Source organism: Pseudomonas sp. VD-NE ins (assembly GCF_031882575.1).
Classification (GTDB): Bacteria; Pseudomonadota; Gammaproteobacteria; order Pseudomonadales; family Pseudomonadaceae; genus Aquipseudomonas; species Aquipseudomonas fluorescens_BZ.
The window spans coordinates 4,775,472-4,802,205 of sequence record NZ_CP134772.1 but is presented as its reverse complement, the minus strand read 5'-3'; the positions used below and the strand labels follow the sequence as shown (position 1 = coordinate 4,802,205).

General features: G+C 59.4%; 20 protein-coding genes. 12 read left to right on the top strand and 8 right to left on the bottom strand.

Going from position 1 to position 26,734, the window contains the following annotated elements; genetic code table 11:
• Window positions 1-242 precede the first annotated feature (242 nt).
• The 3 genes from RMV17_RS21330 (at window position 243) to csrA (ending at window position 1,775) form a co-directional block, all read left to right on the top strand.
• Window positions 243-1,058, top strand: coding sequence for an SDR family oxidoreductase (locus tag RMV17_RS21330; protein WP_034155317.1), 816 nt, complete (start codon window positions 243-245; stop codon window positions 1,056-1,058).
• Between the two features lie 63 nt (window positions 1,059-1,121).
• A complete protein-coding gene (locus RMV17_RS21325) occupies window positions 1,122-1,454 on the top strand; it encodes a YnfA family protein (protein WP_008088571.1) in 333 nt (110 codons plus the stop codon).
• Window positions 1,455-1,589: 135 nt separating this feature from the next.
• Window positions 1,590-1,775, top strand: a complete 186-nt coding sequence (gene csrA / locus RMV17_RS21320) for a carbon storage regulator CsrA (RefSeq protein WP_034155316.1) — start codon at window positions 1,590-1,592, stop codon at window positions 1,773-1,775.
• A gap of 5 nt (window positions 1,776-1,780) precedes the next feature.
• Here csrA and RMV17_RS21315 read toward each other — a convergent pair whose 3' ends face one another.
• From RMV17_RS21315 to RMV17_RS21295, 5 genes are all read right to left on the bottom strand, one after another.
• Window positions 1,781-2,008: a YheU family protein gene (locus RMV17_RS21315; protein ID WP_003192759.1), complete on the bottom strand. Its 228-nt coding sequence runs from the start codon at window positions 2,006-2,008 to the stop codon at window positions 1,781-1,783.
• 199 nt (window positions 2,009-2,207) lie between these two features.
• Complete coding sequence (locus RMV17_RS21310) at window positions 2,208-3,398, bottom strand: osmoprotectant NAGGN system M42 family peptidase (RefSeq protein ID WP_077574040.1); 1,191 nt, start codon at window positions 3,396-3,398, stop codon at window positions 2,208-2,210.
• A gap of 166 nt (window positions 3,399-3,564) precedes the next feature.
• Window positions 3,565-5,313, bottom strand: a complete 1,749-nt coding sequence (ngg, locus tag RMV17_RS21305; protein WP_034155314.1) for an N-acetylglutaminylglutamine synthetase — start codon at window positions 5,311-5,313, stop codon at window positions 3,565-3,567.
• A 3-nt stretch (window positions 5,314-5,316) separates the two neighbouring features.
• Window positions 5,317-7,089: an N-acetylglutaminylglutamine amidotransferase gene (locus tag RMV17_RS21300; protein ID WP_311882360.1), complete on the bottom strand. Its 1,773-nt coding sequence runs from the start codon at window positions 7,087-7,089 to the stop codon at window positions 5,317-5,319.
• 142 nt (window positions 7,090-7,231) lie between these two features.
• Window positions 7,232-9,025 carry a dermonecrotic toxin domain-containing protein gene (locus tag RMV17_RS21295; RefSeq protein WP_311882358.1) on the bottom strand — a complete coding sequence of 598 codons (1,794 nt, stop codon included), beginning with the start codon at window positions 9,023-9,025 and terminating at the stop codon, window positions 7,232-7,234.
• Window positions 9,026-9,367: 342 nt separating this feature from the next.
• On the opposite strand from RMV17_RS21295, the gene RMV17_RS21290 reads away from it, so the two are divergent.
• Entirely contained in the window at window positions 9,368-14,191 is a 4,824-nt protein-coding gene (locus RMV17_RS21290) for an NEL-type E3 ubiquitin ligase domain-containing protein (RefSeq protein WP_311882356.1), read from the top strand.
• A 3-nt stretch (window positions 14,192-14,194) separates the two neighbouring features.
• Here RMV17_RS21290 and mnmC read toward each other — a convergent pair whose 3' ends face one another.
• Window positions 14,195-16,174, bottom strand: a complete 1,980-nt coding sequence (gene mnmC, locus RMV17_RS21285; protein WP_311882355.1) for a bifunctional tRNA (5-methylaminomethyl-2-thiouridine)(34)-methyltransferase MnmD/FAD-dependent 5-carboxymethylaminomethyl-2-thiouridine(34) oxidoreductase MnmC — start codon at window positions 16,172-16,174, stop codon at window positions 14,195-14,197.
• 172 nt (window positions 16,175-16,346) lie between these two features.
• Between mnmC and pap the strand changes: the two genes are divergently transcribed.
• Both pap and RMV17_RS21275 read left to right on the top strand, forming a co-directional pair.
• Window positions 16,347-17,861: a polyphosphate:AMP phosphotransferase gene (pap, locus tag RMV17_RS21280; protein ID WP_311882352.1), complete on the top strand. Its 1,515-nt coding sequence runs from the start codon at window positions 16,347-16,349 to the stop codon at window positions 17,859-17,861.
• A 102-nt stretch (window positions 17,862-17,963) separates the two neighbouring features.
• Complete coding sequence (locus tag RMV17_RS21275; RefSeq protein WP_311882350.1) at window positions 17,964-19,148, top strand: thiolase family protein; 1,185 nt, start codon at window positions 17,964-17,966, stop codon at window positions 19,146-19,148.
• Window positions 19,149-19,283: 135 nt separating this feature from the next.
• On the opposite strand, the gene RMV17_RS21270 is transcribed toward RMV17_RS21275, so the two are convergent.
• Window positions 19,284-19,478: a DUF6316 family protein gene (locus RMV17_RS21270; protein ID WP_034155308.1), complete on the bottom strand. Its 195-nt coding sequence runs from the start codon at window positions 19,476-19,478 to the stop codon at window positions 19,284-19,286.
• A 211-nt stretch (window positions 19,479-19,689) separates the two neighbouring features.
• Between RMV17_RS21270 and RMV17_RS21265 the strand changes: the two genes are divergently transcribed.
• A complete protein-coding gene (locus RMV17_RS21265) occupies window positions 19,690-20,649 on the top strand; it encodes a DMT family transporter (RefSeq protein ID WP_311882346.1) in 960 nt (319 codons plus the stop codon).
• A gap of 153 nt (window positions 20,650-20,802) precedes the next feature.
• Here the strand turns inward: RMV17_RS21265 and RMV17_RS21260 are convergent, their stop codons facing one another.
• Window positions 20,803-22,197: a class II fumarate hydratase gene (locus RMV17_RS21260; protein ID WP_007908383.1), complete on the bottom strand. Its 1,395-nt coding sequence runs from the start codon at window positions 22,195-22,197 to the stop codon at window positions 20,803-20,805.
• Between the two features lie 193 nt (window positions 22,198-22,390).
• Here RMV17_RS21260 and RMV17_RS21255 point away from each other — a divergent pair, with 193 nt between their 5' ends.
• The 5 genes from RMV17_RS21255 (at window position 22,391) to RMV17_RS21235 (ending at window position 26,724) form a co-directional block, all read left to right on the top strand.
• Window positions 22,391-22,912, top strand: a complete 522-nt coding sequence (locus tag RMV17_RS21255; protein WP_034155305.1) for a DUF2059 domain-containing protein — start codon at window positions 22,391-22,393, stop codon at window positions 22,910-22,912.
• A gap of 12 nt (window positions 22,913-22,924) precedes the next feature.
• On the top strand, window positions 22,925-23,224 hold the full coding sequence (locus RMV17_RS21250) for a BolA family protein (protein WP_007908388.1): 300 nt from the start codon (window positions 22,925-22,927) through the stop codon (window positions 23,222-23,224).
• A 101-nt stretch (window positions 23,225-23,325) separates the two neighbouring features.
• Window positions 23,326-24,267 carry a rhodanese-related sulfurtransferase gene (locus RMV17_RS21245; protein WP_116030484.1) on the top strand — a complete coding sequence of 314 codons (942 nt, stop codon included), beginning with the start codon at window positions 23,326-23,328 and terminating at the stop codon, window positions 24,265-24,267.
• A 35-nt stretch (window positions 24,268-24,302) separates the two neighbouring features.
• Complete coding sequence (locus RMV17_RS21240; protein WP_176091762.1) at window positions 24,303-24,905, top strand: DsbA family protein; 603 nt, start codon at window positions 24,303-24,305, stop codon at window positions 24,903-24,905.
• The gene (locus RMV17_RS21235) at window positions 24,898-26,724 is read left to right on the top strand and encodes an ABC transporter ATP-binding protein (RefSeq protein WP_311882339.1); all 1,827 of its coding nucleotides are present in this window, start codon (window positions 24,898-24,900) and stop codon (window positions 26,722-26,724) included. Before RMV17_RS21240 ends, RMV17_RS21235 begins: the two co-directional genes overlap by 8 nt.
• Window positions 26,725-26,734 lie beyond the last annotated feature (10 nt).

Here is a 26,734-nt window from a genome sequence, read left to right as displayed (position 1 = left end):
GACCGGTGCGCATGAAAGAAAATTCAATGTTTTTTTAATGTATTTGGATTGCTCGTTTATTTCCTTTGCAGCGAAAAGATCGCAGCCTCGTTTCACTCGACAGCTCCTACACGAATCCATGTAGGAGCTGCCGAAGGCTGCGATCTTTTGATCCTCCATTCAGCAATCTGATGGAGCGTGGGCGCGCGCCGATCCTTCGCTACACTCCGCGCATCTTCCCCGGAACAACAAGGCTGTGTGCTATGCAAAATCGCATGATGATCACTGGTGCGGGCTCGGGCCTGGGTCGCGAAATCGCGCTGCGCTGGGCGCGTGAAGGCTGGCAACTGGCCTTGTCCGACGTCAGCGAACCCGGCCTGCAGGAAACCCTGAAATTGGTCCGCGAGGCGGGCGGTGACGGTTTCACTCAGCGCTGCGATGTGCGTGATTACAGTCAGCTCACCGCATTCGCCCAAGCCTGCGAAGAGAAACTCGGTGGCATCGACATCATCGTCAACAACGCCGGTGTTGCGTCGGGCGGTTTCTTCAGCGAGCTATCGCTGGAAGACTGGGACTGGCAGATCGCGATCAACCTGATGGGCGTGGTCAAGGGCTGCAAGGCGTTCCTGCCGCTGCTTGAGCAAAGCAAAGGCAAGATCATCAACATCGCCTCCATGGCGGCACTGATGCAAGGCCCGGCGATGAGCAATTACAACGTGGCCAAGGCCGGCGTGGTCGCACTTTCGGAGAGCCTGTTGATTGAACTGGCGCAGCAGGAAGTCGGCGTGCATGTGGTGTGCCCGTCGTTCTTCCAGACCAACTTGCTCGATTCGTTCCGTGGCCCGACCCCGGCGATGAAAGCGCAGGTCGGCAAGTTGCTGGAAAGTTCGCCGATTACGGCGGCGGACATTGCTGACTATATCTACCAGCAAGTGGCGGCCGGTGAGTTCATGATCCTGCCACACGAACAAGGCCGCATGGCGTGGGCGATCAAGCAGAAGAACCCGCAACTGCTTTACAACGAAATGACCTCCATGGCCGAGAAAATGCGCGCCAAAGCCAAACAGAACAACGGCTGAGCTTGCCCGTAACAGACAGCGTCGTTAGGGTGGCCGCAATGGTCACCCTGTCGAGACGCATCAATGCTTAATTACCTGTGGTTCTTCCTCGCGGCGCTGTTTGAAATCGCCGGTTGTTTCGCCTTCTTCATGTGGCTGCGGCAGGGCAAAAGTGCGTTGTGGGTGATCCCTGCGCTGCTCAGCCTGACCCTGTTCGCACTGTTGCTGACCCGTGTTGAAGCCAACTATGCCGGTCGTGCCTACGCCGCTTATGGCGGTATCTACATCGTCGCGTCGATTGGCTGGCTGATGGTGGTCGAGCGCGTGCGTCCATTGGGTTCGGACTGGATCGGTGTGGCGTTGTGCGTGATCGGCGCCAGCGTGATTCTGTTCGGTCCGCGATTTTCCGCTGCCTGACGGCAATCTGTGGGAAACGTCTGACGGCCAGAGGCGAGCATGGGTGTAAGGCAAAACTGATTTGCTCGCCGCGCATTGTAGAGCCGCTGCAAGCCGCGCATCTTCAGGGTTCGCTAACCCTGAAGGACGAATCTCATGCTTGTACTCAGCCGTGTTGTTGGTGAGTTGATTTCAATCGGCGACGACATTTCCCTGCGCGTGCTGTCGGTTAACGGCTCCAGCGTGCGTTTTGGTGTCGAGGCCCCGCAAAAGGTCAATGTGCATCGCGCGGAGGTCTATGACCGGATCAAGCGCAAACAGGCCGCCGAAAAGCTGCGCTGAAGGGTTCAATCGAACAGGTGCTTGGGCACGTCGTGCTTGAGCATCAACTGGCACTGCTCGCTTTCCGGGTCGAAGACGATCAGCGCCTGGCCTTTGGTCAAGGCCTGACGTACGCGCAGCACGCGGGTTTCCAGCGGCGTGTCATCGCCGTTGTCGGTGCCGTCGCGGGTGACGAAATCTTCAATGAGGCGGGTGAGGGTGTCGACTTCAAGAGCGTCGTAAGGAATGAGCATGGGCACCTCGGCTGAATCAATGGCGGGATGCTACGGCGATTGCTGTTTGCCTGCCAGTTTTGTGTTGCCTGTACCGACCTCATCGCTGGCAAGCCAGCTCCCACGGTAATTGGGGCAACACAATATTTGTGTACACCTCCGATACCTGTGGGAGCTGGCTTGCCAGCGATGGGGCCAGTCCTGTCATCACAAAGCCGGATCAACTATCGGAACGCTGCCCTACCAAACTATCCACCGACGGCACCCGCGTATCGCTCTCCATCTGGGTGTCATGTTCAATCTGGTGACTGAAGCGATCCAGCGAGGCATTCGCCGGCGCTGCATCACTGGCAAACACTGGCGGGCTCAAAATGTACGCCCCGAGCAAACGACTCAGGGCCGCCAGACTGTCGATGTGCGTACGCTCATACCCATGGGTCGCATCACAACCAAACGCGAGCAGGGCAGTGCGGATATCGTGCCCGGCCGTCACCGCCGAATGCGCATCACTGAAGTAATAGCGGAACAGGTCGCGGCGCACCGGCAGTTCGTTTTCACCGGCCAGACGCAGCAAATGTCGCGACAAGTGATAGTCGTAAGGTCCGCCGGAATCCTGCATCGCGACGCTCACCGCGTGTTCGCTGGAGTGCTGCCCTGGAGCGACTGGTGCGATGTCGATGCCGACGAATTCGCTGACGTCCCACGGCAATGCCGCCGCCGCACCGCTGCCGGTTTCCTCGGTGATGGTGAACAGTGGGTGGCAGTCGATCATCAATTCCTGACCACTGTCGACGATGGCTTTGAGTGCCGCGAGCAGCGCCGCGACGCCGGCCTTGTCATCGAGGTGACGGGCGCTGATGTGGCCGCTTTCGGTGAATTCCGGCAGCGGGTCGAATGCGACCACGTCACCGATGCTGATGCCCAGTGAGTCGCAGTCAGCCTTGGTCGCGCAGTAGGCGTCCAGGCGCAGTTCGACGTGATCCCAACTGATCGGCATTTCATCGACGGCGGTGTTGAATGCGTGTCCGGAGGCCATCAGCGGCAAGACACTGCCGCGAATCACGCCGTTGTCGGTAAACAGGCTGACGCGGCTGCCCTCGGCAAAGCGGCTCGACCAGCAGCCGACCGGGGCGAGGGTCAGGCGCCCGTTGTCCTTGATCGCACGAACGGCGGCGCCGATGGTGTCCAGGTGGGCGGAAACGGCGCGGTCGGGGCTGTTCTTCTTGCCCTTGAGCGTGGCGCGAATGGTGCCGCGCCGGGTCATTTCGAACGGGATGCCGAGTTCTTCCAGACGCTCGGCGACGTAGCGCACGATGGTGTCGGTGAACCCGGTGGGGCTGGGAATGGCGAGCATTTCCAGCAGTACTTTTTGCAGGTAGTTGAGATCCGGTTCGGGGATTTGCGTGGTCATGGAAACTCCTGATGGGTTGAGCACACCGATGGTTTCGATGAGGAAAGTTTTGTGTTGCTTGATCGGGCCTCATCGCTGGCAAGCCAGCTCCCACAGTTTTTGTGTGTACCGCAAAACTTGTGGGAGCTGGCTTGCCAGCGATGGCGTCGGTTCAGTCACTAGAGAATCAAGAGACAGCCGGCTGACTGTGCGGAAACAACAAATCGACAAACCGCTCCGCCGTCGGCTGCGGCTCATGGTTGGCCAGACCGGCGCGTTCGTTGGCCTCGATAAACACGTACTCGGGCTGATCCGCCGCCGGCACCATCAAGTCGAGGCCGACCATCGGAATATCCAGTGCCCGCGCTGCTCGCACGGCGGCATCGACCAGGGTCGGATGCAGAATCGCGGTGACATCTTCCAGCGTGCCGCCGGTGTGCAGATTCGCCGTACGCCGCACAAACAGGTGCTCGCCGGCCGGCAGAATGCTGCTGTAGTCATAACCCGCCGCATGCAGGGTGCGTTGGGTTTCGTGGTCCAGCGGGATCTTGCTTTCGCCGCTGGTGGCCGCTTGCCGACGCCGACTTTGCGCCTCGATCAACGCGCCCACCGAATGCTGGCCATCGCCGACCACTTCCGCCGGTTTGCGAATTGCCGCCGCGACCACTTCAAAACCGATCACCAGAATCCGCAGATCAAGCCCTTCGTGGAAGCTTTCCAGCAGCACGCGGCTATCAAATTGCTTCGCTGTTTCGATGGCTTGCTGCACCTCTTCGATGCTCTGCAAATCCACCGCCACGCCTTGCCCCTGTTCACCGTCGAGCGGCTTGACCACCACCCGTTGATGCTCGTCGAGGAAGGCCAGGTTATCGTCGGCATTGCCCGCCAGTTGCTGCGAAGGCAGGTTCAGACCGGCGCCTTTGAGCACTTTGTGCGTCAGGCTCTTGTCCTGACACAGGCTCATGCTGATCGCGCTGGTCAGGTCGCTCAACGATTCGCGGCAACGCACGCGGCGCCCGCCGTGGCTGAGGGTGAACAGCCCGGCATCGGCGTCATCCACTTGCACGTCGATGCCGCGTCGATGGGCTTCTTCTACGATGATCCGCGCGTACGGGTTGAACTGCGCCTCCGGCCCCGGGCCGAGAAACAGCGGTTGATTGATGCCGTTCTTGCGCTTGATGGCGAAGGTCGACAGGTTGCGGAAACCGAGCTTGGCGTAGAGGTTTTTCGCCTGGCGGTTGTCGTGCAACACCGACAGATCCAGATAGCTCAAACCGCGACTCATGAAGTGCTCAATCAGGTGTCGCACCAGCACTTCACCGACACCTGGACGCGAGCATTGTGGATCCACCGCCAGGCACCACAGGCTGCTGCCGTTTTCCGGGTCGTTAAAGGCTTTTTGATGGTTCAGGCCCATGACGCTACCGATCACCGCGCCGCTGTCTTCATCCTCGGCGAGCCAATACACCGGGCCGCCCTGATGATGCGGGGTCAACCGCGTGGCATCGATCGGCAGCATGCCGCGTGCCTGATACAACAGGTTGATCGCCTGCCAGTCCGCCTCACTCTGCGCGCGGCGGATACGAAAGCCGCGAAACACTCGAGTCGCCTGCCGATAATCGCTGAACCACAGGCGCAAGGTGTCGGATGGATCAAGGAACAATTGCGTCGGCTCGAGGCCGAGAATCTGCTGCGGTGCTGCAACGTACAAAGCGATATCGCGCTCGCCGGGCTGCTCTTTGAGCAGTTCCTGCGCCAGCGATGCCGGGTCGGGAAAGGTGTGGCCGATCAGCAACCGGCCCCAGCCGCAATGCAGCGCGATCGGGTCGGCGGCCAGCGTGCTGCCGTCTTCGGCCAGACGTGCCTGCAAGCGTTCATAGGACGGTGTCTGACCGCGTAGCAGCCGTTGGCTGATGGCCGTGGCGTGGGGTTTCATCGATCAGATTCCTTGTTCACTGAGCCACAGGTTCAGGGCTGCCAGTTGCCACAACTTCGAACCGCGCAACGGCGTCAATTGGCCTTGCGGATCGGTCAGCAATTTGTCGAGCATGGCCGGGTTGAACAGGCCGCGATCCTGACTTGGATCGAGCAGCAGTTCGCGCACCCAGTTCAGGGTATCGCCCTGCAAATGCTTGAGGCCCGGCACCGGGAAGTAACCTTTTTTACGGTCGATCACTTCACTTGGAATCACTCGACGCGCGGCTTCTTTCAAGACCTGTTTGCCGCCATCCGGCAGCTTGAATTGGCCCGGTACGCGGGCCGAGAGTTCGACCAGTCGATAGTCGAGAAACGGCGTACGCGCTTCCAGGCCCCAGGCCATGGTCATGTTGTCGACGCGTTTGACCGGGTCGTCGACCAGCATCACCGTGCTGTCCAGACGCAGGGCTTTGTCGACGGCCGCATCAGCGCCGGGCTGGGCGAAATGTTCTTTCACGAAGTCGCCTGCGGCATCGTTCGCGGTCAGCCATTTCGGCTGCACAGTGGCGGCGTAGTCGTCATAGCTGCGGTCGAAAAATGCGTTGCGGTAAGCCGCATACGGATCGGCCGCGCCGTCGACTTGCGGGTACCAGTGATAACCCGCGAACAGTTCATCCGCGCCTTGGCCGCTCTGCACCACCTTGCAGTGTTTGGCCACTTCGCGCGACAACAGGTAGAAAGCGATGCAGTCATGGCTGACCATCGGTTCGCTCATCGCACGGAATGCGGCGGGCAGTTGCTCGATGATCTCTTTCTCGTCGATGCGCAATTGATGGTGTTGGGTGCCGTAGTGTTTGGCGATCAGATCGGAATACTGAAACTCGTCACCGCGCTCACCACCGGCATCCTGGAAACCGATAGAGAAGGTCGACAGGTTCTCCACGCCGACTTCACGCAACAGGCCGACGAGCATGCTCGAATCGACACCGCCGGAGAGCAGCACACCGACGTCCACAGCGGCGCGTTGACGAATCGCCACCGCTTCGCGGGTGCTGTCGAGGACGCGGTCGACCCAGTCTTCCAGCGTCAGGTTTTTCTCGTCGTCGTGTGGGCCGTAGGGCAGGGTCCACCAGGTTTTCTGCTCGGTGGTGCCATCGGCTTCAACGCGCATCCAGGTCGCTGGTGGCAGTTTTTCAATGCCGGCCAGCAGGGTGCGCGGCGCCGGGACGACCGCATGGAAATTCAGGTAGTGATTGAGCGCCACCGGGTCGAGAATCGGGTTGATGTCGCCGCCCTTGAGCAGTGCCGGCAATGCCGAGGCAAAACGCAGGCGCTGGCCGGTGCGCGACAGGTACAGCGGCTTGACGCCGAGACGGTCGCGAGCGATGAACAGGCGTTTGGCGTCGCGTTCCCAAATGGCAAAGGCGAACATGCCGTTGAGCTTGGGCAGCAGGGCTTCGCCCCAAGCGTGATAGCCCTTGAGCAGCACTTCGGTGTCGCCACCGGAATAGAAGGCATAACCCAGCGCTTCAAGCTCGGCGCGCAGTTCCGGGAAGTTGTAGATCGCACCGTTGAAGGCCAGGGACAAGCCCAACTGGCTGTCGATCATCGGCTGCGCCGAGCCGTCCGACAGGTCCATGATTTTCAGGCGACGGTGACCGAGGGCAATCGGCCCTTGGGCATGGAAGCCCCACGCGTCGGGGCCGCGAGGGGCCAGGTGATGGGTGATTCTCTCGATCGCTGCAAGGTCTGCAGGTTGTTGATCAAAACGTAACTCGCCAGCTAATCCACACATAAAATCCTTACCGGTTTTTCCGTTGGGGAGGGGTCAATCGCTACCTCGCCAAAAGGGCGGGTACTCAGAAACTGACCCGCCCCGGTAAATGGAGTTTTAGAACGATAAGTTATAAGCGAGGCGTTGAGTCCGTTTCTGGCCTTCAGCCCTCAAGTGCTTTGTGATCGATGTCTACATCAGCCTGTGTGCTTTGCTTTACGATCGCGTCGTGTTGCACGCTCCAGCCATGACTGGGGGAATACACGGCCGGTGGACGGTAAGCGCCCGGATCCAGCGGATGGCAGACGCGCCAGGCAAGAGGGTCGGGTTCCACTTCAAAAACGCTGTCGGCGACTTTGATGAAGTGACGGTCGTTCCATTCGTATATTTTGTGTTCATAGTGATCCAGACTCGCCTGCGCGAACACCAGACTGGCGATGTAGGCCTTTACTTCATATTCAGACCCCGCAGATTTTTTCTGTAGGTAGACCGGTTGCCCGCTTGATGCGCCCGTCAATTCGAATTGCTCGAAATAATCAGTGACGGTGGCTTGGTCAGCCTGTGGTTTTTCGTCATTGCCATCGGCGGGTGACGGTGTTTTTTTCAGATCCAGCAACCGAATCAGGGCTTGGTGTCTTTCGGGCACCGGCCAGTTCTCCACGCTGTTGAATACGGTGCGCAGCAGTCGATCTGTTGGATGAGTTCGCAAGCGGTTGATGAAGTCATTGGTCGGACTTTTGAGACGTGTGAAATAGTCGCCCAAGGCCATTTTTTTTCGCCGTTGGGCATGGGCCGGTTCATTGATATTGACGACGGGCACTGCGAATTCCTTGGCATCAGCGATGAATTTGTCGACGTAACGATCAAATAGATGTTGAAACAAGCCTTTCTGAAGAGGGATCAGTGTTATTTCCGAAGCAGTGTCGTTTATTGTCTTCAGCGAAAACTCATGCTGTTCGGCAATGGGCAACTGTGACTTGATAGATTCCCGAAACTCCGCTTTTGTGAGGAGCTGGTAAGCAAGACAGACTATGTTGTTGCCCGTGTCATGGGCTTTGTAAAAGCCGTCGGTGGGATCATTCGGCACATACAGGATAAAGCTGTCTATGTTTGATTCTGACGATTGGCGAAGTGTGATCAATGTGACGTCTGTGGAGTACTTGCCAAACAGTTGCAAAGCGTGCAGCTGGATTATTCCCTTGTCGAATGAGTCGCCAGTAGTAATATCTTCTTTGCTATCTATGAGTCGCTCCAGGGCAGTCAACTGATGGGCACGAAACTCTCCACATGGAGAATACTCGTCATGGCCAATAGGTTTGGTGAAGTACTTTTCATAGACAAAGAGTTTCATATTATGCCTGTGAAGTTGTGCGCCAAGCCTTTTGACACGTGCATCCTTCAATATTCGGGAGATATAGGTAACGTAGGCGCCACCGAGATCGAGCTCGCGACTGAGTGCTGCAAACTCCTGTGCGGTAATCCTCATCTGCGATGAGTCGCGCCCAGGCGTTTTGCGTGGTTCGGGCAGTGTCCCGCTGTCACTTGAAAAGTATCCCGCCGCCGCTTCCTTATCGGTGAAGTTCAGCATCGCCGCCTGTAGCAGCGTGAGGGTATGTGCCGTCTGGCCTTGCGCGTTCGCAGGTGCGAGCTTGATAAGGTCATCGACGCTGAAGCGCATTCCATACTTTTGCTTCAGCGCTTGCAAAAGTGTGCGTCTGCAGAAATTTTCCACAGTTTCCAGCAGGCTCGCCAGCTTCTCGAAGTGATTATGAAAGGGGACCGCTTTATCTATTGCCTCGCGAAATTTAGCGAGTTGCGGGGGATCGACTTTGTTGAAGAATTGGGAGAAACGTTCCAAAAGGCGTGGCACGTCCGACTTGCTCAGCTGCTCAGTTGATACGTCCAGTTGTATTTCGACTGTTGCAGCAATGGGTTGTTTTTCCATTGGTGTATTCATGGGGAAGTCTCGTTTTGAAAAGGAGTCTTTATCCTAGGGTGTTTCAGTGCAGGAAAATAACGCGATTAGTTGATGGTTGGGAGCACCAGGCAAACAACATTTTGATTGAGCGATATAGGTATATACCGCCGCTGCGAGGCAGGAATATGCCTCAGGCTGATTCTGGGAAATAGCGGATTACAAGTTTCATAAGTTTGCTCGTTCCGGGTGCTGCCGGGCTATTTTTATCAGTGATAAAAGTTGATGGGTTGTTTGATTTTTCAATAGGTTTTTCATGTTTTTAATCTGCGTTCGATATCGATAAAGTCTAAAGTCCAAAACCGCAATAAAGGACTATTGCTGATGACAACCCGGAAAAACCAACAAACGCCGCCTCAAGTCTCGATCTTGAGCGCATTACTGGAGGCTACCGACGATCTCGACACCGCCGAAACTCTGGAAAAAACGCTCCCGGCGTATTTGCTCCAGGCGTCGGTCACCAGCCTGGCCAGGCTGGATGAAATCAACCGTGAACTGTACGCCCGGCAACTCAAGGTCAATAAGGATCTGATCCGGCTAAAACCGTTGGCTGACTTCTGTATCAGCGAACTCAACGCGGCACTGAACCAAAAATGGCCGGCGCTTTATGACGCAGGTGTGGATGTGGTCAGTCTGCCGGGTGTTGATTGTGGCTGCGAGACGACCGCGACCGATGAGGCCGGGATCGACCTCGTCAGACATGCCTCGCAAACGCTCTTGCAGGCTGCCATGCAGAACTTCAGCGAAGACGAGGAGCAGGCTGACGCGTTTCCCGATGGCAGTCAGGTGCGCCTGAAAAGCGCGCCGAAGGGTGTGAGCGGCTTGACCCCGGCGGCGTTTGCCGCGTTTTGCCGCCAACTGGATCTGGGCCAGAAATACCAGGAGCATCTGCAGCAAGTGTTCGGCCTGCGTGATGAAAGCGGGAAAATCGTGGCGACCAGTGCCATGACCCGTGATATCGCCGCATTGAAACAGTCGCTATTGGAACTCGATGCGCACCTGGCCGTGCTCAAGGGCAATATCACCGCGGCAGGCTTGCGCATGTTGCAGGACCTGATGCTGGCCGAGGGCGTGGCGTCGGCGCAAACCCTGCGGTACGGCAAAGAACCGCTGATCATGCAGGGCATCAAGATACTCGACAGCTGCGTGTGGGGCGTCGTCGTTTTCTCCAAACGTTCCATCGAACAACACCCTGAGGACGGGTGCATGGTGTATATGCCCGGCGAACCCGAGCGGGCCGTGTACGAATACCCGAGTTTCAATGCATTCAAGCGCTACCTGGTGCAACAACTGAAAACCGCGGATTATCAGGACTACTTTGCCCGCAGCCTCGATGAAGATGACAAGGCGGATTTCTTCAAGACGTTCGCTGAAAAAGGCGATCTGGGCAGGGTCAAACAATGGCCGATCAGCGTTCCGCTCTTCGATTTCATGGTGCAAAGCCATGTCGGCAAGTTGCAGATCGACGCACGCAAACTGGCAGTGCCGACTGCTGATATCGATGAAGAGACGCGCCGCAAGCGCCTGCTCGATTTCGTTCAGCGCGGGATGAACATTGCCTCTGTGGCCGGGCTCTTCGTGCCGGTGCTCGGGCAATTGATGATGGGCGTCGCGGTGGGGCAATTGCTTGGCGAAGTTTACGAAGGTGTCGAAGACTGGCAGCGCGGTGATCATCAGCAGGCCCTGTCGCATCTGCTCAGCGTGGTCGAGAACATCGCGATGATGGGCGTCTTCGCCGGTGGGCAAAAATTGGTGGGGGCACTGGGTCGTAAACTGCTGCGCGCGCACCCGCAGTTCTTTGGGGAATTCACCGCCATTCTCAATCACGCCGGTAAAGCGCGCCTGTGGAAGCCCGATTTGGCGCCTTACGAGCATTCTCTCCCGGCAGGGTTCACCATCGATCCCGGCTCCAAGGAGTTTTATCAGATTGGCGCGAAAACCCTTGGCAATGTTGACCATCGTGTGTTCGCCGGCAGCTACGATATCGACGCCAACCTTTGGCGCCTGGAACACGCCACACGAGCGCAAGCCTATACCCCGGAACTGGTCCGGCACGTCGAAGGCGGCTGGCGGCTACCGGCTGAGGAGCCGGAGGAGTGGAGCAGTTCCGCGTACGCGCTCAAACGCATCGATCCGCACTTGCGCGAATTCGTCGACAGCGATCTGGACCTGATGCGTCGACTCAGCGACACCTCGCATCAGACCGTGCTCGACACCTTCAACGATAATCTGAGCCTGCCTGTGCGCCTGCGCGATATCGTCGAGCGTGTACGTATCGGGCGCCAGTTACGGGAACTGACCGTGGAGCTGGAAAAAGGCGAGACCCATTCCGGGCAATCTGGCGAGACGCTGATGCATGCCTTGCCGAAACTGCCGGGCTGGCCCACCGACCGCTATATCGAGGTGATCGGAGAAGAAGAGGCCGTCGAAGCGACCTATCCTGCGAACAGCACGATTGACGAAACGCTGGGTGTGGTCGTTACCCGCGACCAATTGTCCCGAGGCCAATTGTTGCAAACGGTTATCGATGGTCTGTACCAAAGCGAGGTTGATGCGTTGCTTGGCGGCAAAGTCGCAAAAAGCACTGAGGAAAGCGCACTGGCGAAAAAGCTCGGTGCGGCGCTCAAATCCGATTATCGCGCGGTGTTCGAGCGTCTGTATCAACGCTACGACGAGAGTCAGGCGGAGGAGCTGCGCAATTTGCGCAAGGTTTTCGCCGACATTCCGGCACGCTATGGACAACGGCTGATCGACCGCGCACCCAGCGTCGAGCGCCAGCACCTGCGCACCACCGCACGGGTGCCATTGCGATTGGGGCAGCGGGCCCGGGCCGCTGCCGCCAAGGTGCGGCTCGACCGCGGGCTGACGGGATTTCACTGGCCACGCCTGGCGAATGCCGATACCGACAAACTGGCCATTCAGTTGCTGCCACGCCTTAGCGGCTGGAATAAAAAACTGCGCCTGGAGGTGCGCGACAAGGCCTTGACCGGGCCCGTGCTGGAAGCCATCGGCGATGCGGCCGCGACCGCCGACGATACCTGTTACCTGGTGAAATCCGCTGACGGTTATGAAGCATTTGACGGCAACAAAAAATCCCTTGGCAAGGTGGCGTCGGGGCCCGACGCCTTGTATACCGCCATCCTGAAGGCGCTCCCGTCACGTCAGCGTGAGGCGAGCGGATTGATCGATGCCGGGCTGACCGGCAGACAGCGCTTGCGCAGCCAGTTGCTCGACGCAGGGCTCGAAGAGCGCGAAGCCACCGGGCGAACCCTGGTCAACGGCAAGTACGAACCGCCGGGCGTCGAGCCGGCCTGCGTGCAAGGCGATCAGGCCCCCGCGACGAAGCACTCACGCAAGTTGCTGCGCAAAGTGCGCAAACTCTATCCCCGCCTGGATGACGCGCAGGCCAATCAATTGCTTGATGAGCTGGGCGACGATCCGCTGAGCCGGGCGATTCGGATCAAAGCCCTGCGTCAGGATCTGAAAACCCTGCGTGACGTTCTCTTTATCTGGAGTGAGGATAGCGCCGCCCTGAAGGCGATGGGCGGGGATCTGGCCGAAACGCGGCACAGCCGCAAGATGGCGGCCGAGCTGATCGAGAAGGCCTTTCGGCGGTTTGACTGGACCGAGGGTGAACAGGGCAAACCGGTCTGTGCCCTCAAGCTTGATCGAATGCGCATTGGCAAGCTGCCGAGCATGCCTGCGGGATTGAGCTTTGACCATATCCAGCATTTGTCGATGAAAGACATGGCGCAGAATGATGATGTCACCTACTTCCTCAAATCCTTCAAACAGCTTGAGTCGCTGGAACTCGACAACAATAAAATCACCCGGCTCCCCGAAGTGCTGTCGCATATGCCCAAGCTCAAGCGATTGAGCCTGGAGGGCAATCAGGTAAAGCTGACGGAGTATACATTGACGAAGCTGAACCGGCTGCACACGCTGACGTATCTCAATCTGAACAACAACCCGTTGGGCGCCACCCCGGATGTCAGTCAAATGACCAACCTGCGTCTATTGTTGCTGCGCGATACGGGGATTACCGAACTGCCTCAAGGTCTGCAAAATCGCATCCATATCGAATGGATGGATCTGAGCAAAAACAAGATCGAGGAGTTGCCCGACTGGCTGTTTCAAAAACCGCGACGATTTACCCAGGCGCTCAACCTGGCGCTCAATCCCTTTACTGAAACCAGCAAAACGTATCTGGATAACTATCGCAATAATTACGGGATAGGAATGGGTTACGACGCAGACGACATTATCCGGCTCCCCGAACAAACCGCGCGCTCATTATGGCTCACCAAGACGGCCGGTGAGGAATGGCTGACGCAGGTGCGGATCTGGGAGGCGTTCCGCGGCGATACCAGTGCCGAAGGCTTGCTCCAGCTGCTGGCGCGACTGGGCGATACCGCCGACGGGACGAAGGGCAGGGCTGACATGCAGCGACGGATCTGGGCGGTATTGAAGGCAGCAGAGGCTGATGGCCCTCTCTGCGATGAGTTGCTTGATCTGGCCGCCAACCGGATCAATTGCGATGACACTGCGGCAATCATTTTCAGTCATCTCGAAGTTGCTGTTCACGTCGATCGTGTAACCAAGGGAGCCGGCGGCAAGGTCACTGCCAAACCGCTACTCGAACTCGGCCGCCGACTGTTCCGGCTGCATCGACTCAACGAGATTGCCCACGAACATGCGGTCAAGGTCGGGAAACTGGATGAAGTCGAGGTGAACCTGGCTTATCGCATCAGGCTGGCGAAGACACTGGACCTGCCCGGCCAGCCGCAGAACATGCTGCTGGGACTTGAGAGCGGCGTGACCGCCGCTGATCTGGAAAAGGCGCAACACCGGATCACTACAGACGAACTCTCGCCCAAATGGCTCGAATTCATGCAGCAGCAGACGTTCTGGCGTGACTATCTGAAACGCACGTTTACGCGCAAGTTCTCGCTGATTGATGAGTCGTTCGACCCGCGGATGAGTGCCCTGGATGAGCAGGTGGACACATTGCCCAGTGCTGACTATGTGAGTCAGGGGCGTGCCCTCAAGCTTCAAAAGGAGCAGGCGCAAGAGGCAGAATTCAAGCGCCTGACGCAAGAGTCTATCCGCCTGATGGACATGGGCCTGTGCGTGATGCCCGACATGTGAGATTCACTTGCCGCGAATCAACTGCCGCAGGGCGAAGCGGTTAGGGTGACAGGCTTCGGCTACGCTGCGTGGCAGTGGCAGCGGCTCGTTGTCCAGCCACGCGGCAAGCAGCTCGCCGGACAGCGGCGCGGTAATCAAGCCTCGTGAGCCGTGGCCGCTGTTGACGTACAAACCTTCCAGCCAAGGGCAGACGATGTCCGGAACCTGACGGGCGTCTTTGCTCAGCACCGAGTAAGCATCGAGGAACGCTTCGCGGTCGGCGAGGGGACCGACAATCGGTAAATAGTCAGGGCTGGTGCAGCGAAAGGCTGCGCGGCCCTGCAGGTTTTCGACCGGCTGTTCGCCGATGTGCAGACGCGCGACCAGGTCGCTGGAAATCTCTTCGAGCATCGCCAGATTGCCCACGTGTTCAGCCGTGGTCGGGGTCAGGTCATCATTGTGGAAATCGAAACTGGCACCAAGGGTGTGTTCGCCCAGACGGGCCGGGGCGACGTAGCCTTCGGCACAGACCACCGTGGCCAACGCCTGGCTTTCTGCGGTTTCGGCCAGACGAGTGATCTGCCCGCGAATGCGCTTGAGCGGCAATTCGGCGCTCTGCGCAAAACATTTGATGTCGGCGGCACCGGCCAGCACCACGACCGGCGCGCTGGCGAGCAAACGCTCACCGTCCATAGCCTGCCACTGATCATCGACCTTGCGCAGTTGCAGCGCTTGGCAATGGTTGAGCAGTTCGATGTTCGTCTGCGCCGCTTGGGCCTGACACAACGCCGGCGGATGCACCCAACCCCCTTCGGGATAGTACAAGCCGCCATGAGCCAGACCGACCCCGGCACGGGCCTGCGCCTCGGGCTGATCCAGCCACTGCAACAGGTCTTCGGGAAAGGCTTCAGCCAGTTGTGCGTGGCGCTCGGCTTCCTTGGTATTGAACGCCAGTTGCAGCACGCCGCAAGCGTCCCAGTCGGTGCCGCGTTGCAGGGTTTCCAGCAGACGCCGGGTGTAACCGAAACCGCTGACAATCAGCTGCGACAGCGCCGTGCCGTGGGCAGACAACTTCAGGTACAGCACGCCCTGCGGATTGCCTGAGGCTTCCTGCGCCACGGCTGCATGGCGTTCGAGCAACGTCACTTGCCAGCCGCGTGCGGCCAGGCTGGACGCCGTGGCACATCCGGCCAGACCGGCGCCGATCACCAGCGCTCGACGCTCACCGACAATCGGGGCAGGGCGCGCGAACCACGGCTTTTGCGCAGCAGGCGGCGTCACCTCCGCCGGCCAGCCGAGGAACTCGCCCCGGAGGATTTCCCACTTGTGGCCGATGCCCGGCGTGCGCTTCATTTTGAACCCGGCGGCGTTGAGCAAACGCCGTACCCAACCGGTGCTGGTGAAGGTGCTGATGGTCGAACCGGGGGCTGCCAGTCGCGCCAGCTCGACGAACAGTTCGGCGGTCCACATGTCAGGGTTTTTCGCCGGGGCGAAACCGTCGAGAAACCACGCGTCGATCTGCGCGTCGAGCTGCGGCAGTTGTTCCAGGGCATCGCCGATCAGCAGCGTCAGCGTCACGCGGCCGTTGGCCAACGTGATGCGCTGAAAACCCTGATGGATCGCCACGTAATGCCGCAGTAACTGATCGGCCAACGGCTTGAGTTCTGGCCACAAGGCCAGGGCCCGGTGCAAATCAGCAGGGCTCAGCGGGTACTTTTCGACGCTGACGAAATGCAGTCGCGCACCGGCCACCGCATGCTGCTCGAACAACTGCCAGGCGCAGAGAAAATTCAGTCCGGTGCCAAAACCGGTTTCGCCGATGACCAGTCGCCCATCCGCCGGCAGCGCGGCAAAACGTTCGGTTAGGCGGTTCTGTTCGAGGAACACGTAACGGGTTTCATCCAGACCTGATTTGTCGGAAAAATACACGTCATCGAACACTCGCGAACGCGGGCGTCCCTGGTCATCCCAGTCGAGTTGGGCGTGGGGCAATACAGGTTTCATGGCAGGCTCGGCAACGACAAGGCCGCCATTCTAGCCGATCGCGCAGGGGCTGCTTGATCCATGGCAAGGCTTGCGGCCGTTGACTCACGGACAATCCGCCACCTGCGGGAATTTCTGCGCCGCTGCTGTGCCCAATCCGCTAGTCTTGCTGAATCCTGGAAGGAGCCGTCCCATGTTTGAATCCGCTGAAATCGGTCACGCCATCGACAAAGAAACCTTTGATGCGGCCGTCCCGGCATTGCGTGAAGCCTTGCTCGAAGCTCAGTTCGAATTGCAGCAGCAGAAGCGTTTCCCGGTGATCATCCTGATCAACGGCATTGAAGGCGCGGGCAAGGGCGAGACGGTTAAGTTGCTTAACGAGTGGATGGACCCGCGCCTGATCGAAGTGCGCACTTTCGATCAGCAGACCGATGAAGAATTGTCTCGGCCTCCGGCGTGGCGCTACTGGCGGATGCTCCCGGCCAAAGGGCGCATGGGGATTTTTTTCGGTAACTGGTACAGCCAGATGCTGCAGGGGCGGGTGCATGGCTTGTTCAAGGATCCGCGTCTGGATCAGGCGATTGCCGGTGCCGAGCGTCTGGAAAAGATGCTCTGCGATGAAGGCGCGCTGATCTTCAAGTTCTGGTTTCACCTGTCCAAGAAACAGATGAAGGCCCGGCTCAAAGCACTGGCCGATGACCCGTTGCACAGCTGGCGCATCAGCCCGCTCGACTGGCAGCAATCGGAAACCTACGACAAGTTCGTCAAATACGGCGAGCGCGTGCTGCGCCGTACCAGTCGTGATTACGCGCCGTGGCATGTGATCGAAGGCGCCGACGCCAACTACCGCAGCCTGGCGGTCGGCAAGATTCTCCTCGAAGGTTTGCAAAATGCGCTGAAGCGTCGGGACGTGCATCCGCACGATGTCAGCGCCGCGCCGCTGGGCACCCCGGTCGATCAGTTGAACCTGCTCGACAGCCTCGACCTGACCCAGCGCCTGGAGAAGAAAGACTACGAAGAACAACTGATCACCGAGCAGGCGCGCTTGTCCGGGCTGATGCGCGACAAACGCATGCGCCGCCACGCACTGGTCGCGGTGTTCGAAGGCAACGACGCGGCGGGCAAGGGCGGGGCGATCCGTCGGGTTGCAGCGGCGCTCGATCCACGTCAATACAACATCGTGCCGATTGCCGCACCGACCGAAGAAGAACGAGCGCAGCCGTACTTGTGGCGTTTCTGGCGGCACATTCCGGCGCGTGGCAAGTTCACCGTGTTCGACCGTTCCTGGTACGGCCGCGTGCTGGTGGAGCGCATCGAAGGCTTCTGCACGCCGGCCGACTGGCTGCGCGCCTATGGCGAGATCAACGATTTCGAAGAGCAACTGGCCGACGCCGGAGTCATCGTGGTCAAGTTCTGGCTGGCCATTGATAAAGACACGCAGATGGAGCGTTTTCAACAGCGCGAGGAGATCCCGTTCAAACGCTTCAAGATCACCGAAGACGACTGGCGCAACCGTGACAAGTGGGATGATTACCGCGCCGCCGTCGGCGATATGGTCGACCGCACCAGCTCGGAAATCTCGCCATGGACCCTGGTCGAGGCCAATGACAAGCGCTGGGCGCGGGTCAAGGTGTTGCGCACGATCAACCGCGCACTCGAAGAGGCCTTCGAGAAATCCGACAAGCACGCGAAGAAGCACAAGGACTGAGCCGATAGACGCGCATACGCGAGGTGAATGATTGTCGCGGTGGTTGATGCGGTGGACTTATGCTCGGTCCACTCTCAACTGACCACAACAATGAGGTATGCCATGCGTGAAGTGGTGATCGTCGACAGCGTGCGGACTGGCCTGGCCAAATCCTTTCGCGGCAAGTTCAACCAGACCCGTCCCGATGACATGGCGGCCCATTGCGTCAACGCGCTGCTTGAGCGCAACGACATCGACCCGGCCAGCGTCGAGGATTGCATCGTCGGCGCCGGCTCCAACGAAGGCGCGCAGGGCTACAACATCGGCCGTAACGTCGCGGTGCTGTCGCGTTTGGGCACTGGCACCGCCGGCATGACCCTCAACCGTTTCTGCTCGTCGGGCTTGCAGGCGATTGCGATTGCCGCCAACCAGATTGCCTCGGGTTGCAGCGACATCATCGTTGCCGGCGGCGTCGAGTCGATCAGCCTGACGATGAAAAGCGTCAACACCGATCACCTGATCAACCCGCTGCTCAAGCAGCAGACACCGGGCATCTATTACACGATGGGCCAGACCGCCGAAGTGGTCGCGCGACGTTATGGCGTCAGCCGTGAAGCGCAGGATCGTTACTCCCTGCAAAGTCAGATTCGCACTGCGGCGGCGCAGGCCGCCGGGCTGTTCAACGATGAAATCGTGCCGATGGCGGTCAAGTATCGTGTCGAGGACAAGAACAGCGGTGAAGTTCAGATTCTCGACGGCGTTGTGGACCGCGACGACTGCAATCGTCCGGACACCACGTATGAAAGCCTCGCCGGGTTGAAACCGGTGTTTGCGGACGACGGTTCGGTGACGGCAGGCAACTCGTCGCAACTGTCCGACGGTGCGTCGATGACACTGGTGATGAGCCTGGAAAAAGCCCTGCAACTGGGCCTCAAGCCGAAAGCGTTTTTCCGTGGTTTCACCGTGGCCGGATGCGAGCCGGACGAGATGGGCATCGGCCCGGTGTTCTCGGTGCCGAAACTGCTCAAGGCGAAAGGTTTGCAGGTGGCGGATATCGATCTGTGGGAGCTGAACGAGGCGTTTGCTTCGCAGTGCCTGTACAGCCGTGATCGGCTGGAGATCGACAATGAAAAGTACAACGTCAACGGTGGTTCGATTTCGATTGGGCACCCGTTTGGCATGACCGGGTCGCGGCAGGTCGGGCATCTGGTGCGTGAGTTGCAGCGGCGTAATCTGCGTTACGGCATCGTCACCATGTGTGTGGGCGGCGGGATGGGCGCGACGGGGTTGTTTGAGGCAGTGCGCTAAGCCATAGCATTTTTGTTGCCTGTTCCATTGCTATCGCTGGCAAGCCAGCTCCCACAAGTTTCGTAGCGTTCGCAAAATCTGTGTACGCCACCAATCCTGTGGGAGCTGGCTTGCCAGCGATTGGATCACCACCACTTAGCGGTTGGAATCCAGCAGCTGCATCCGCGCGATATAAGCCTGTATTTCCTGCTCAGCCTTCTCGGCATTATCAAACGGCCCTTCAAGGGTATTTTCCCGAGTGCTGAAATACAGTTTGCCGTTGACCCGGCACACCCGCTCGCAGCGAAAGCGCATGGCGGGGGCGCTGTCCTGGGCGCGCATTGCTAACATGATCGGTCTCCTTGGCTGATGTGCTGGAAGGGATCCAATGAGCTTATGCCTGAAGCACTTAACGCGCCCGCCCGGCCGATCAACGGCTGCGCGTCAATTTAATGCTGCGACCTGCACAGTTTCATTCGCGGCCTGACCACAAACTGTCCCTGTGTCGTGATCGGTGGCAGGCCTAGAATGACTGCTCTTGTCAGCAGGCTTTGGGGTTTCCATGCACATTTCATCCGGTCGCTGGGTCTACGGTCTGTTCCTGGCGCTGTTGACCGCGTTTCTGTGGGGCATCCTGCCGATCAAACTCAAACAGGTGCTGGTGGTGATGGACCCGATCACGGTGACGTGGTTTCGTCTGCTGGTGTCCGGCGGCTGCCTGTTCATCTATCTGACGGCGGTGAAACGCCTGCCGAGCCGCAAAGTGCTCGGGCCCAAGGGTGGCTGGCTGGTGCTAATGGCGGTGCTCGGGCTGGTCGGCAACTATGTGTTGTATCTGATGGGCCTCAATCTGCTCAGCCCCGGCACCGCGCAACTGGTGGTGCAGATGGGCCCGATCATGTTGCTGATCGCCAGCCTGTTTGTGTTCAAGGAGCGTTTCAGCATCGGCCAGGGGATTGGTCTGGCGGTGCTGTTGATCGGTTTTGTGCTGTTCTTCAATCAGCGCCTGGCCGAGCTGCTGACCTCGCTGTCGGATTACACCGCAGGGGTTTTGCTGGTGCTGTTGGCGTCGACGGTGTGGACCTTTTATGCGCTGGGCCAGAAGCAATTGCTGACGGTGTGGAATTCGCTGCAGGTGATGATGGTGATCTATCTGTTTTGCGCATTGTTGCTGACGCCGTGGGTACACCCGCTCGAAGCGCTGAACCTGAGTCCGTTGCAGGGTTGGCTGCTGCTGGCGTGCTGCATGAACACGTTGATTGCTTATGGCGCGTTCGCCGAGGCGCTGGCGCATTGGGAGGCATCGCGGGTCAGCGCGACGTTGGCGATCACGCCGTTGGTGACGTTTGGTGCCGTGGCGATTGCGGCGGGGATCTGGCCCGAATATGTGCATGCCGAGCAGATCAACGGGTTGGGTTATGGCGGGGCGGTGCTGGTGGTGCTGGGGTCGGCGCTGGTGGCGTTGGGGCCTTCGTTGATTGCCGGGTTGAAGGCGCGGCGGTTGAAGATGGCGGCCAGTTAATCCGCGTCACTCCCATTCGCGAGCAGGTCGAATCGTCGCACCGTCGCTCCCACATTTGAACGCATTTCCAAAATGAGAATGCGGTCCACTGTGGGAGCGACGGTGCGACGATTCGACCTGCTCGCGAAGAGGGACTTTCAGGTGCTACAAATCTCAGCCCTTGGCACCCGCCTCGATCATATTCTCCGGCCGCACCCACGCATCAAACTCTTCATCGGTCAGATAGCCCAACGCCAACGCCGCCTCACGCAAGGTCAGCCCTTCGCTGTAAGCCTTCTTGGCGATCTCCGCCGACTTGTCGTAACCGATGTGCGGATTCAACGCTGTCACCAGCATCAGGCCACGCTCCAGATGTCGCGCCATGACTTCAGCGTCCGGCTCCAGCCCGGCGATGCAGTGCTGCTGGAAGTTACTGCAACCGTCGGCAAGCAAGCGAATCGATTGCAGCAGGTTGTGGATGATCACCGGTTTGAACACGTTCAACTGCAAGTGACCCTGACTGGCGGCAATGCCGATGGTCACGTCATTGCCCAGCACCTGACAAGCGAGCATCGACAATGCCTCGCACTGGGTCGGGTTGACCTTGCCCGGCATGATCGAGCTGCCCGGCTCATTCGCCGGCAGCCGCACTTCGGCAAAACCCGCGCGGGGACCTGAGCCAAGCAGACGCAGGTCATTGGCGATTTTCATCAGTGCCACGGCGAGGGTTTTCAGCGCACCGGACAGGCTGGTCAGCGGTTCGTGGCCGGCGAGGGCGGCGAACTTGTTCGGCGCGGTGACGAAGGGCAGACCGGACAGTGCTGCCAGTTCTGCAGCAATCGCCTCACCAAAACCATGCGGCGAATTCAGCCCGGTACCGACCGCGGTGCCGCCCTGAGCCAGTTCACACACTGCTGGCAGCGCGGCGCGGATTGCGCGCTCGGCGTAATCCAGCTGCGCGATAAAACCGGACAGTTCCTGGCCAAAAGTGATCGGCGTCGCGTCCATCATGTGCGTGCGCCCGGTCTTCACCAGTTTCATGTGCCGCGCCGCCAGTTCGGCGAGGCCGCCGGACAGCTCGGCAATCGCCGGCAGCAGTTGTTCCTGCACCGCTTGCGCGGTGGCAATGCTCATGGCGGTGGGGAAGCAGTCGTTGGAGCTTTGCGAGCGGTTGACGTGATCGTTCGGGTGCACCGGCGTCTTGCCGCCGCGCGGGTTGCCGGCCAGTTCGTTGGCGCGACCGGCGATCACTTCATTGACGTTCATGTTGCTCTGGGTGCCGCTGCCGGTCTGCCAGACCACCAGCGGAAACTGGTCGTCGTGCTGGCCGTCGAGCACTTCGTCGGCAGCCTGTTCGATCAGGCGGGCGATGTCGGCGGGCAAATCGCCGTTACGGTCGTTGACCCGTGCAGCGGCTTTCTTGATCAGGGCCAGGGCATGCAGGACCGGCAGCGGCATGCGTTCCTGACCAATGGCGAAGTTGATCAGCGAGCGTTGCGTCTGAGCACCCCAGTAGGCGTCGTCCGGGACTTCGATCTGGCCCAGGCTGTCGGTTTCGATACGGCTCATCGTGCACACTCCTGTTGGTCTGTTTGCGCAGTTTAGGCCCGGTCGGGCCCAGGTGGTTCCCTCGATCCGATTGTTGACCGGTAAAACCCCGCCAATCAAGCGCGGCAAGGCTCGGGGGTTGAGCCACGAGGTTTTTTAGGCGCAGAATGGTCGCCCTTGGGGTTTTACCTCGCCTAGCTGAAAAGGAAACTCGATGACTCGTCTTCGTGCCATCTGCACCGCGGTTGCACTGGTTTGCGCCAGCGGCCAGGTGCTTGCCGATACCGCCAGCCACAACGCCAGTGCTGAAGCTTTCCTGACCCTGGCGCACGCTGACAAGCTGGGCACTCCGGTGTACATGCAAGTGCAGCAAATGTTCGCTCAGCGTTTTGAACAGACCAAAGCCCCGGAAGCCAAGAAAGCCGTGCTGGAAACCTACCAGGCCAAGGCCAACGCCGCCCTGGACCAGGCCATCGGCTGGAACAAGCTGAAGCCGGACATGGTCAAGCTCTACACCAGCAACTTCAGCGAATCCGAGCTGAAAGACCTGGTCGCCTTCTACCAGTCGCCACTGGGCAAGAAAGTCCTGGAAAAAATGCCGCAGCTGACTCAGCAGTCGGCCCAGATGACCCAGGCCAAGCTGGAAAGCGCCGTACCGGTCGTCAACAAGCTGCTCGACGACATGACCAAAGAGCTGGACCCGAAAGGCGCTGCTGCGCCGGCCAAGAAGAAGTAAGCGGAGTTCGTGATGACCATGCAACAACGCATCGAATCGACGCTGGCCCTGCTTCAGCCCGAGCATCTGCAAGTGCTGGATGAAAGCCATATGCACAGTCGCGGGTTACAGACCCACTTCAAGGCAGTGGTGGTCAGTGCGCAGTTCGACGGCCTGAACCGGGTCAAGCGCCACCAGAAAGTCTACGGCACGCTCGGCGAGCTGATGGGCGAGTTCCATGCGTTGGCGCTCCACACCTACACCCCGCAGGAATGGGCAGAGATCGGCGCCGCTCCGGCGTCGCCGACCTGTGCTGGCGGCAGCAAGCATTAAGCTTCGGTTTTTTGCTAGAATCCGCAACGCGCCGCTCACCCGGCGCGTTTTTTTTGAATCCGGTTCACCCTTTGCGAGGGTAGCCACCTGGAGAAATACCCATGACACAACCGATTGTCGTGGCGGCACTGTATAAGTTCGTCACCCTCGAAGATTACGTTGACCTGCGCGAGCCCCTGCTGCAAGCGATGGTCGACAACCAGATCAAAGGCACTCTGCTGATCGCCGAAGAAGGCATCAATGGCACGGTCTCCGGCAGCCGCGAAGGCATCGACGGCCTGCTCGCCTGGCTCAAGAACGACCCACGCATGATCGATATCGATCACAAAGAGTCGTACTGCGACGAGCAGCCGTTCTATCGCACCAAAGTCAAACTGAAGAAAGAGATCGTCACCCTCGGTGTCGAAGGCGTCGACCCGAACAAGAAGGTCGGTACTTACGTTGATCCGCAAGACTGGAACGCGTTGATCAGCGACCCGGAAGTGCTGCTGATCGACACCCGTAACGACTACGAAGTGTCGATCGGCACCTTCGAAGGTGCCATCGATCCGAAAACCACCAGCTTTCGCGAATTCCCCGACTACATCAAAGAACACTTCAACCCGGCCGTGCACAAGAAAGTCGCGATGTTCTGCACCGGTGGCATTCGCTGCGAAAAAGCCTCGAGCTACATGCTCGGCGAAGGCTACGAAGAGGTTTACCACCTCAAGGGTGGCATCCTGAAGTACCTTGAAGAGGTGCCGCAGGAAGAAACCAAGTGGCAGGGCGACTGCTTTGTGTTCGACAACCGCGTGACCGTGCGTCACGACCTCAGCGAAGGCGACTACGATCAATGTCATGCCTGCCGCACACCGGTCAGTGTTGAAGATCGCGCCTCCGAGCATTACGTCGCCGGCATCAGTTGCCCGCATTGCTGGGACAAACTGAGCGAGAAGACCCGCCGCAGCGCCATCGATCGGCAGAAGCAGATCGAATTGGCCAAGGCGCGCAACATGCCGCACCCGATCGGCTACAACTACAAGCAAGCATCCACCGAGGCTTAACCATGTCTGCGCGCCTGCTCTATGTGATGGATCCGATGTGTTCGTGGTGCTGGGGGTTTGCTCCGGTGGCCAAGGCATTGGTCGAGCAGGCGCAAGCAGCCGGGGTCGAGTTGCATCTGGTGGTGGGTGGTTTGCGCACGGGCAGTGGCTCGGCGCTGGAGCCGACTACGCGTCGCTACATTCTTGAACACTGGCAAGCGGTCACCGAGGCCACCGGCCAGGCGTTCAAGTTCGACGGTGCGTTGCCCGATGGTTTTGTCTATGACACTGAGCCGGCCTGCCGGGCGATCGTCACCGCGCGCAGCCTGGCACCGGATTGCGCGTGGACACTGGTCGGGCTGATCCAGCAGGCGTTTTATGCTGAAGGTCGCGATGTCACCCAGGCCAGTGTGCTGGTCGAGTTGGCGGAGAAGGCCGGTGTACCGCGTATCGAATTCGCGGCGTTGTTCGATCATGCCGACCAACACAAAGCCACTCAGGCCGATTTCAGTTGGGTGCAGGATCTCGGCATCGCCGGTTTCCCGACCCTGCTCGCCGAGCGCAATGGCCAACTGGCGTTGCTGACCAACGGCTATCAACCGCTCAGCGAGCTGTCGCCATTGCTCGGCCGATGGCTGGAGCGTGCGGCCTGTGTCTGATCGGGCCGATGACACGCCAGCCGTAAAGCGTGTCGACCGGCTGAGCTGGGCAGAAGTCCGGCGACTGGCACTTCATCATAAAAAATCCCTGTGGATCGCTAACGGCGTGGCCGTTCTGGCGACGCTGTGCAGCGTGCCGATTCCGTTGCTGTTGCCGTTGCTGGTGGACGAAGTCCTGCTCGGCCACGGCGATGCCGCGCTGAAAGTCATGAACCATGTACTGCCGACGATGTGGCAGCAAGCGGCGGGTTACATCGGCCTGATGCTGTTGGTCACCCTGACCTTGCGATGTGGCTCGCTGTGCTTTGGCGTTTTGCAGTCGCGGTTGTTCGCACGGCTGGCCAAAGACATCGTCTATCGCATTCGCGTACGCCTGATCGAACGGCTCAAGCGCATTTCCCTCGGTGAATACGAAAGCCTCGGTAGCGGCACGGTGACCACGCACCTGGTCACGGACCTCGATACCCTCGACAAATTTGTCGGCGAAACCCTCAGTCGTTTTCTGGTGGCGATGCTGACGCTGGTCGGCACCGCGAGCATCCTGATGTGGATGCACTGGAAGCTGGCGCTGCTGATTCTGCTGTTCAACCCGCTGGTGATCTACGCCACGGTGCAGTTGGGCAAACGGGTCAAACACCTGAAGAAACTCGAGAACGACAGTACCTCGCGCTTCACTCAGGCGTTGAGCGAAACCCTCGATGCGATTCAGGAAATACGCGCCGGCAACCGTCAGGGCTTCTTCCTCGGGCGGCTCGGTCTGCGGGCGCAGGAAGTGCGTAATTACGCGGTCAACTCGCAGTGGAAAACCGACGCCTCGAACCGCGCCAGTGGGTTACTGTTTCAGTTCGGCATCGACATCTTCCGTGCGGCGGCGATGCTCACGGTGTTGTTCTCCGATCTGTCGATCGGCCAGATGCTCGCAGTGTTCAGCTACCTGTGGTTCATGATCGGCCCGGTCGAGCAACTGCTTAACCTGCAATACGCCTACTACGCGGCGGGCGGCGCGCTGACGCGGATCAACGAGCTGCTGGCGCGTGCCGATGAGCCGCAATACCCCGGCGGTGTCGATCCGTTCAAGGGCCGTGACACCGTCGGCATTCAGGTGCAGGGCCTGAGCTTCGGCTACGGCGATGAACTGGTGCTGGATCAACTGGATCTGTCGATTGCTCCCGGTGAAAAAGTTGCGATTGTCGGCGCCAGTGGCGGCGGCAAAAGTACCCTGGTGCAATTGCTCCTCGGGCTGTACACGCCGCTGGCCGGCACCATCCGTTTCGGCGGCTCGACCCAGCAGGAGATTGGCCTGGAAACGGTGCGGGAAAACGTTGCCGTGGTGCTGCAACACCCGGCGCTGTTCAACGATACCGTGCGCGCCAACCTGACCATGGGCCGCACTCGCAGCGACGAAGCCTGCTGGCAGGCACTGGAAATCGCTCAGCTCGAAGCGACCATCCGCGCCTTGCCCAATGGCCTGGACAGTATTGTCGGCCGTTCCGGCGTGCGCTTGTCGGGTGGGCAGCGGCAACGTCTGGCCATCGCGCGAATGATCCTCGCCGAGCCGAAAGTCGTCATCCTCGACGAAGCCACTTCGGCCCTCGATGCGGCCACCGAGTACAACCTGCATCAGGCCATGGCGCGCTTCCTCAATGGCCGCACCACGCTGATCATTGCCCACCGACTGTCGGCGGTGAAACAGGCTGATCGCGTGCTGGTGTTCGATGGCGGTCAGGTCGCTGAAGACGGCGATCACCAGCAGTTGATCGCCGATGGCGGTCTGTATGCCAAGCTCTATGGACACCTGCAGCAGATCCAGCGCCCTTGAGTTTCGTTCC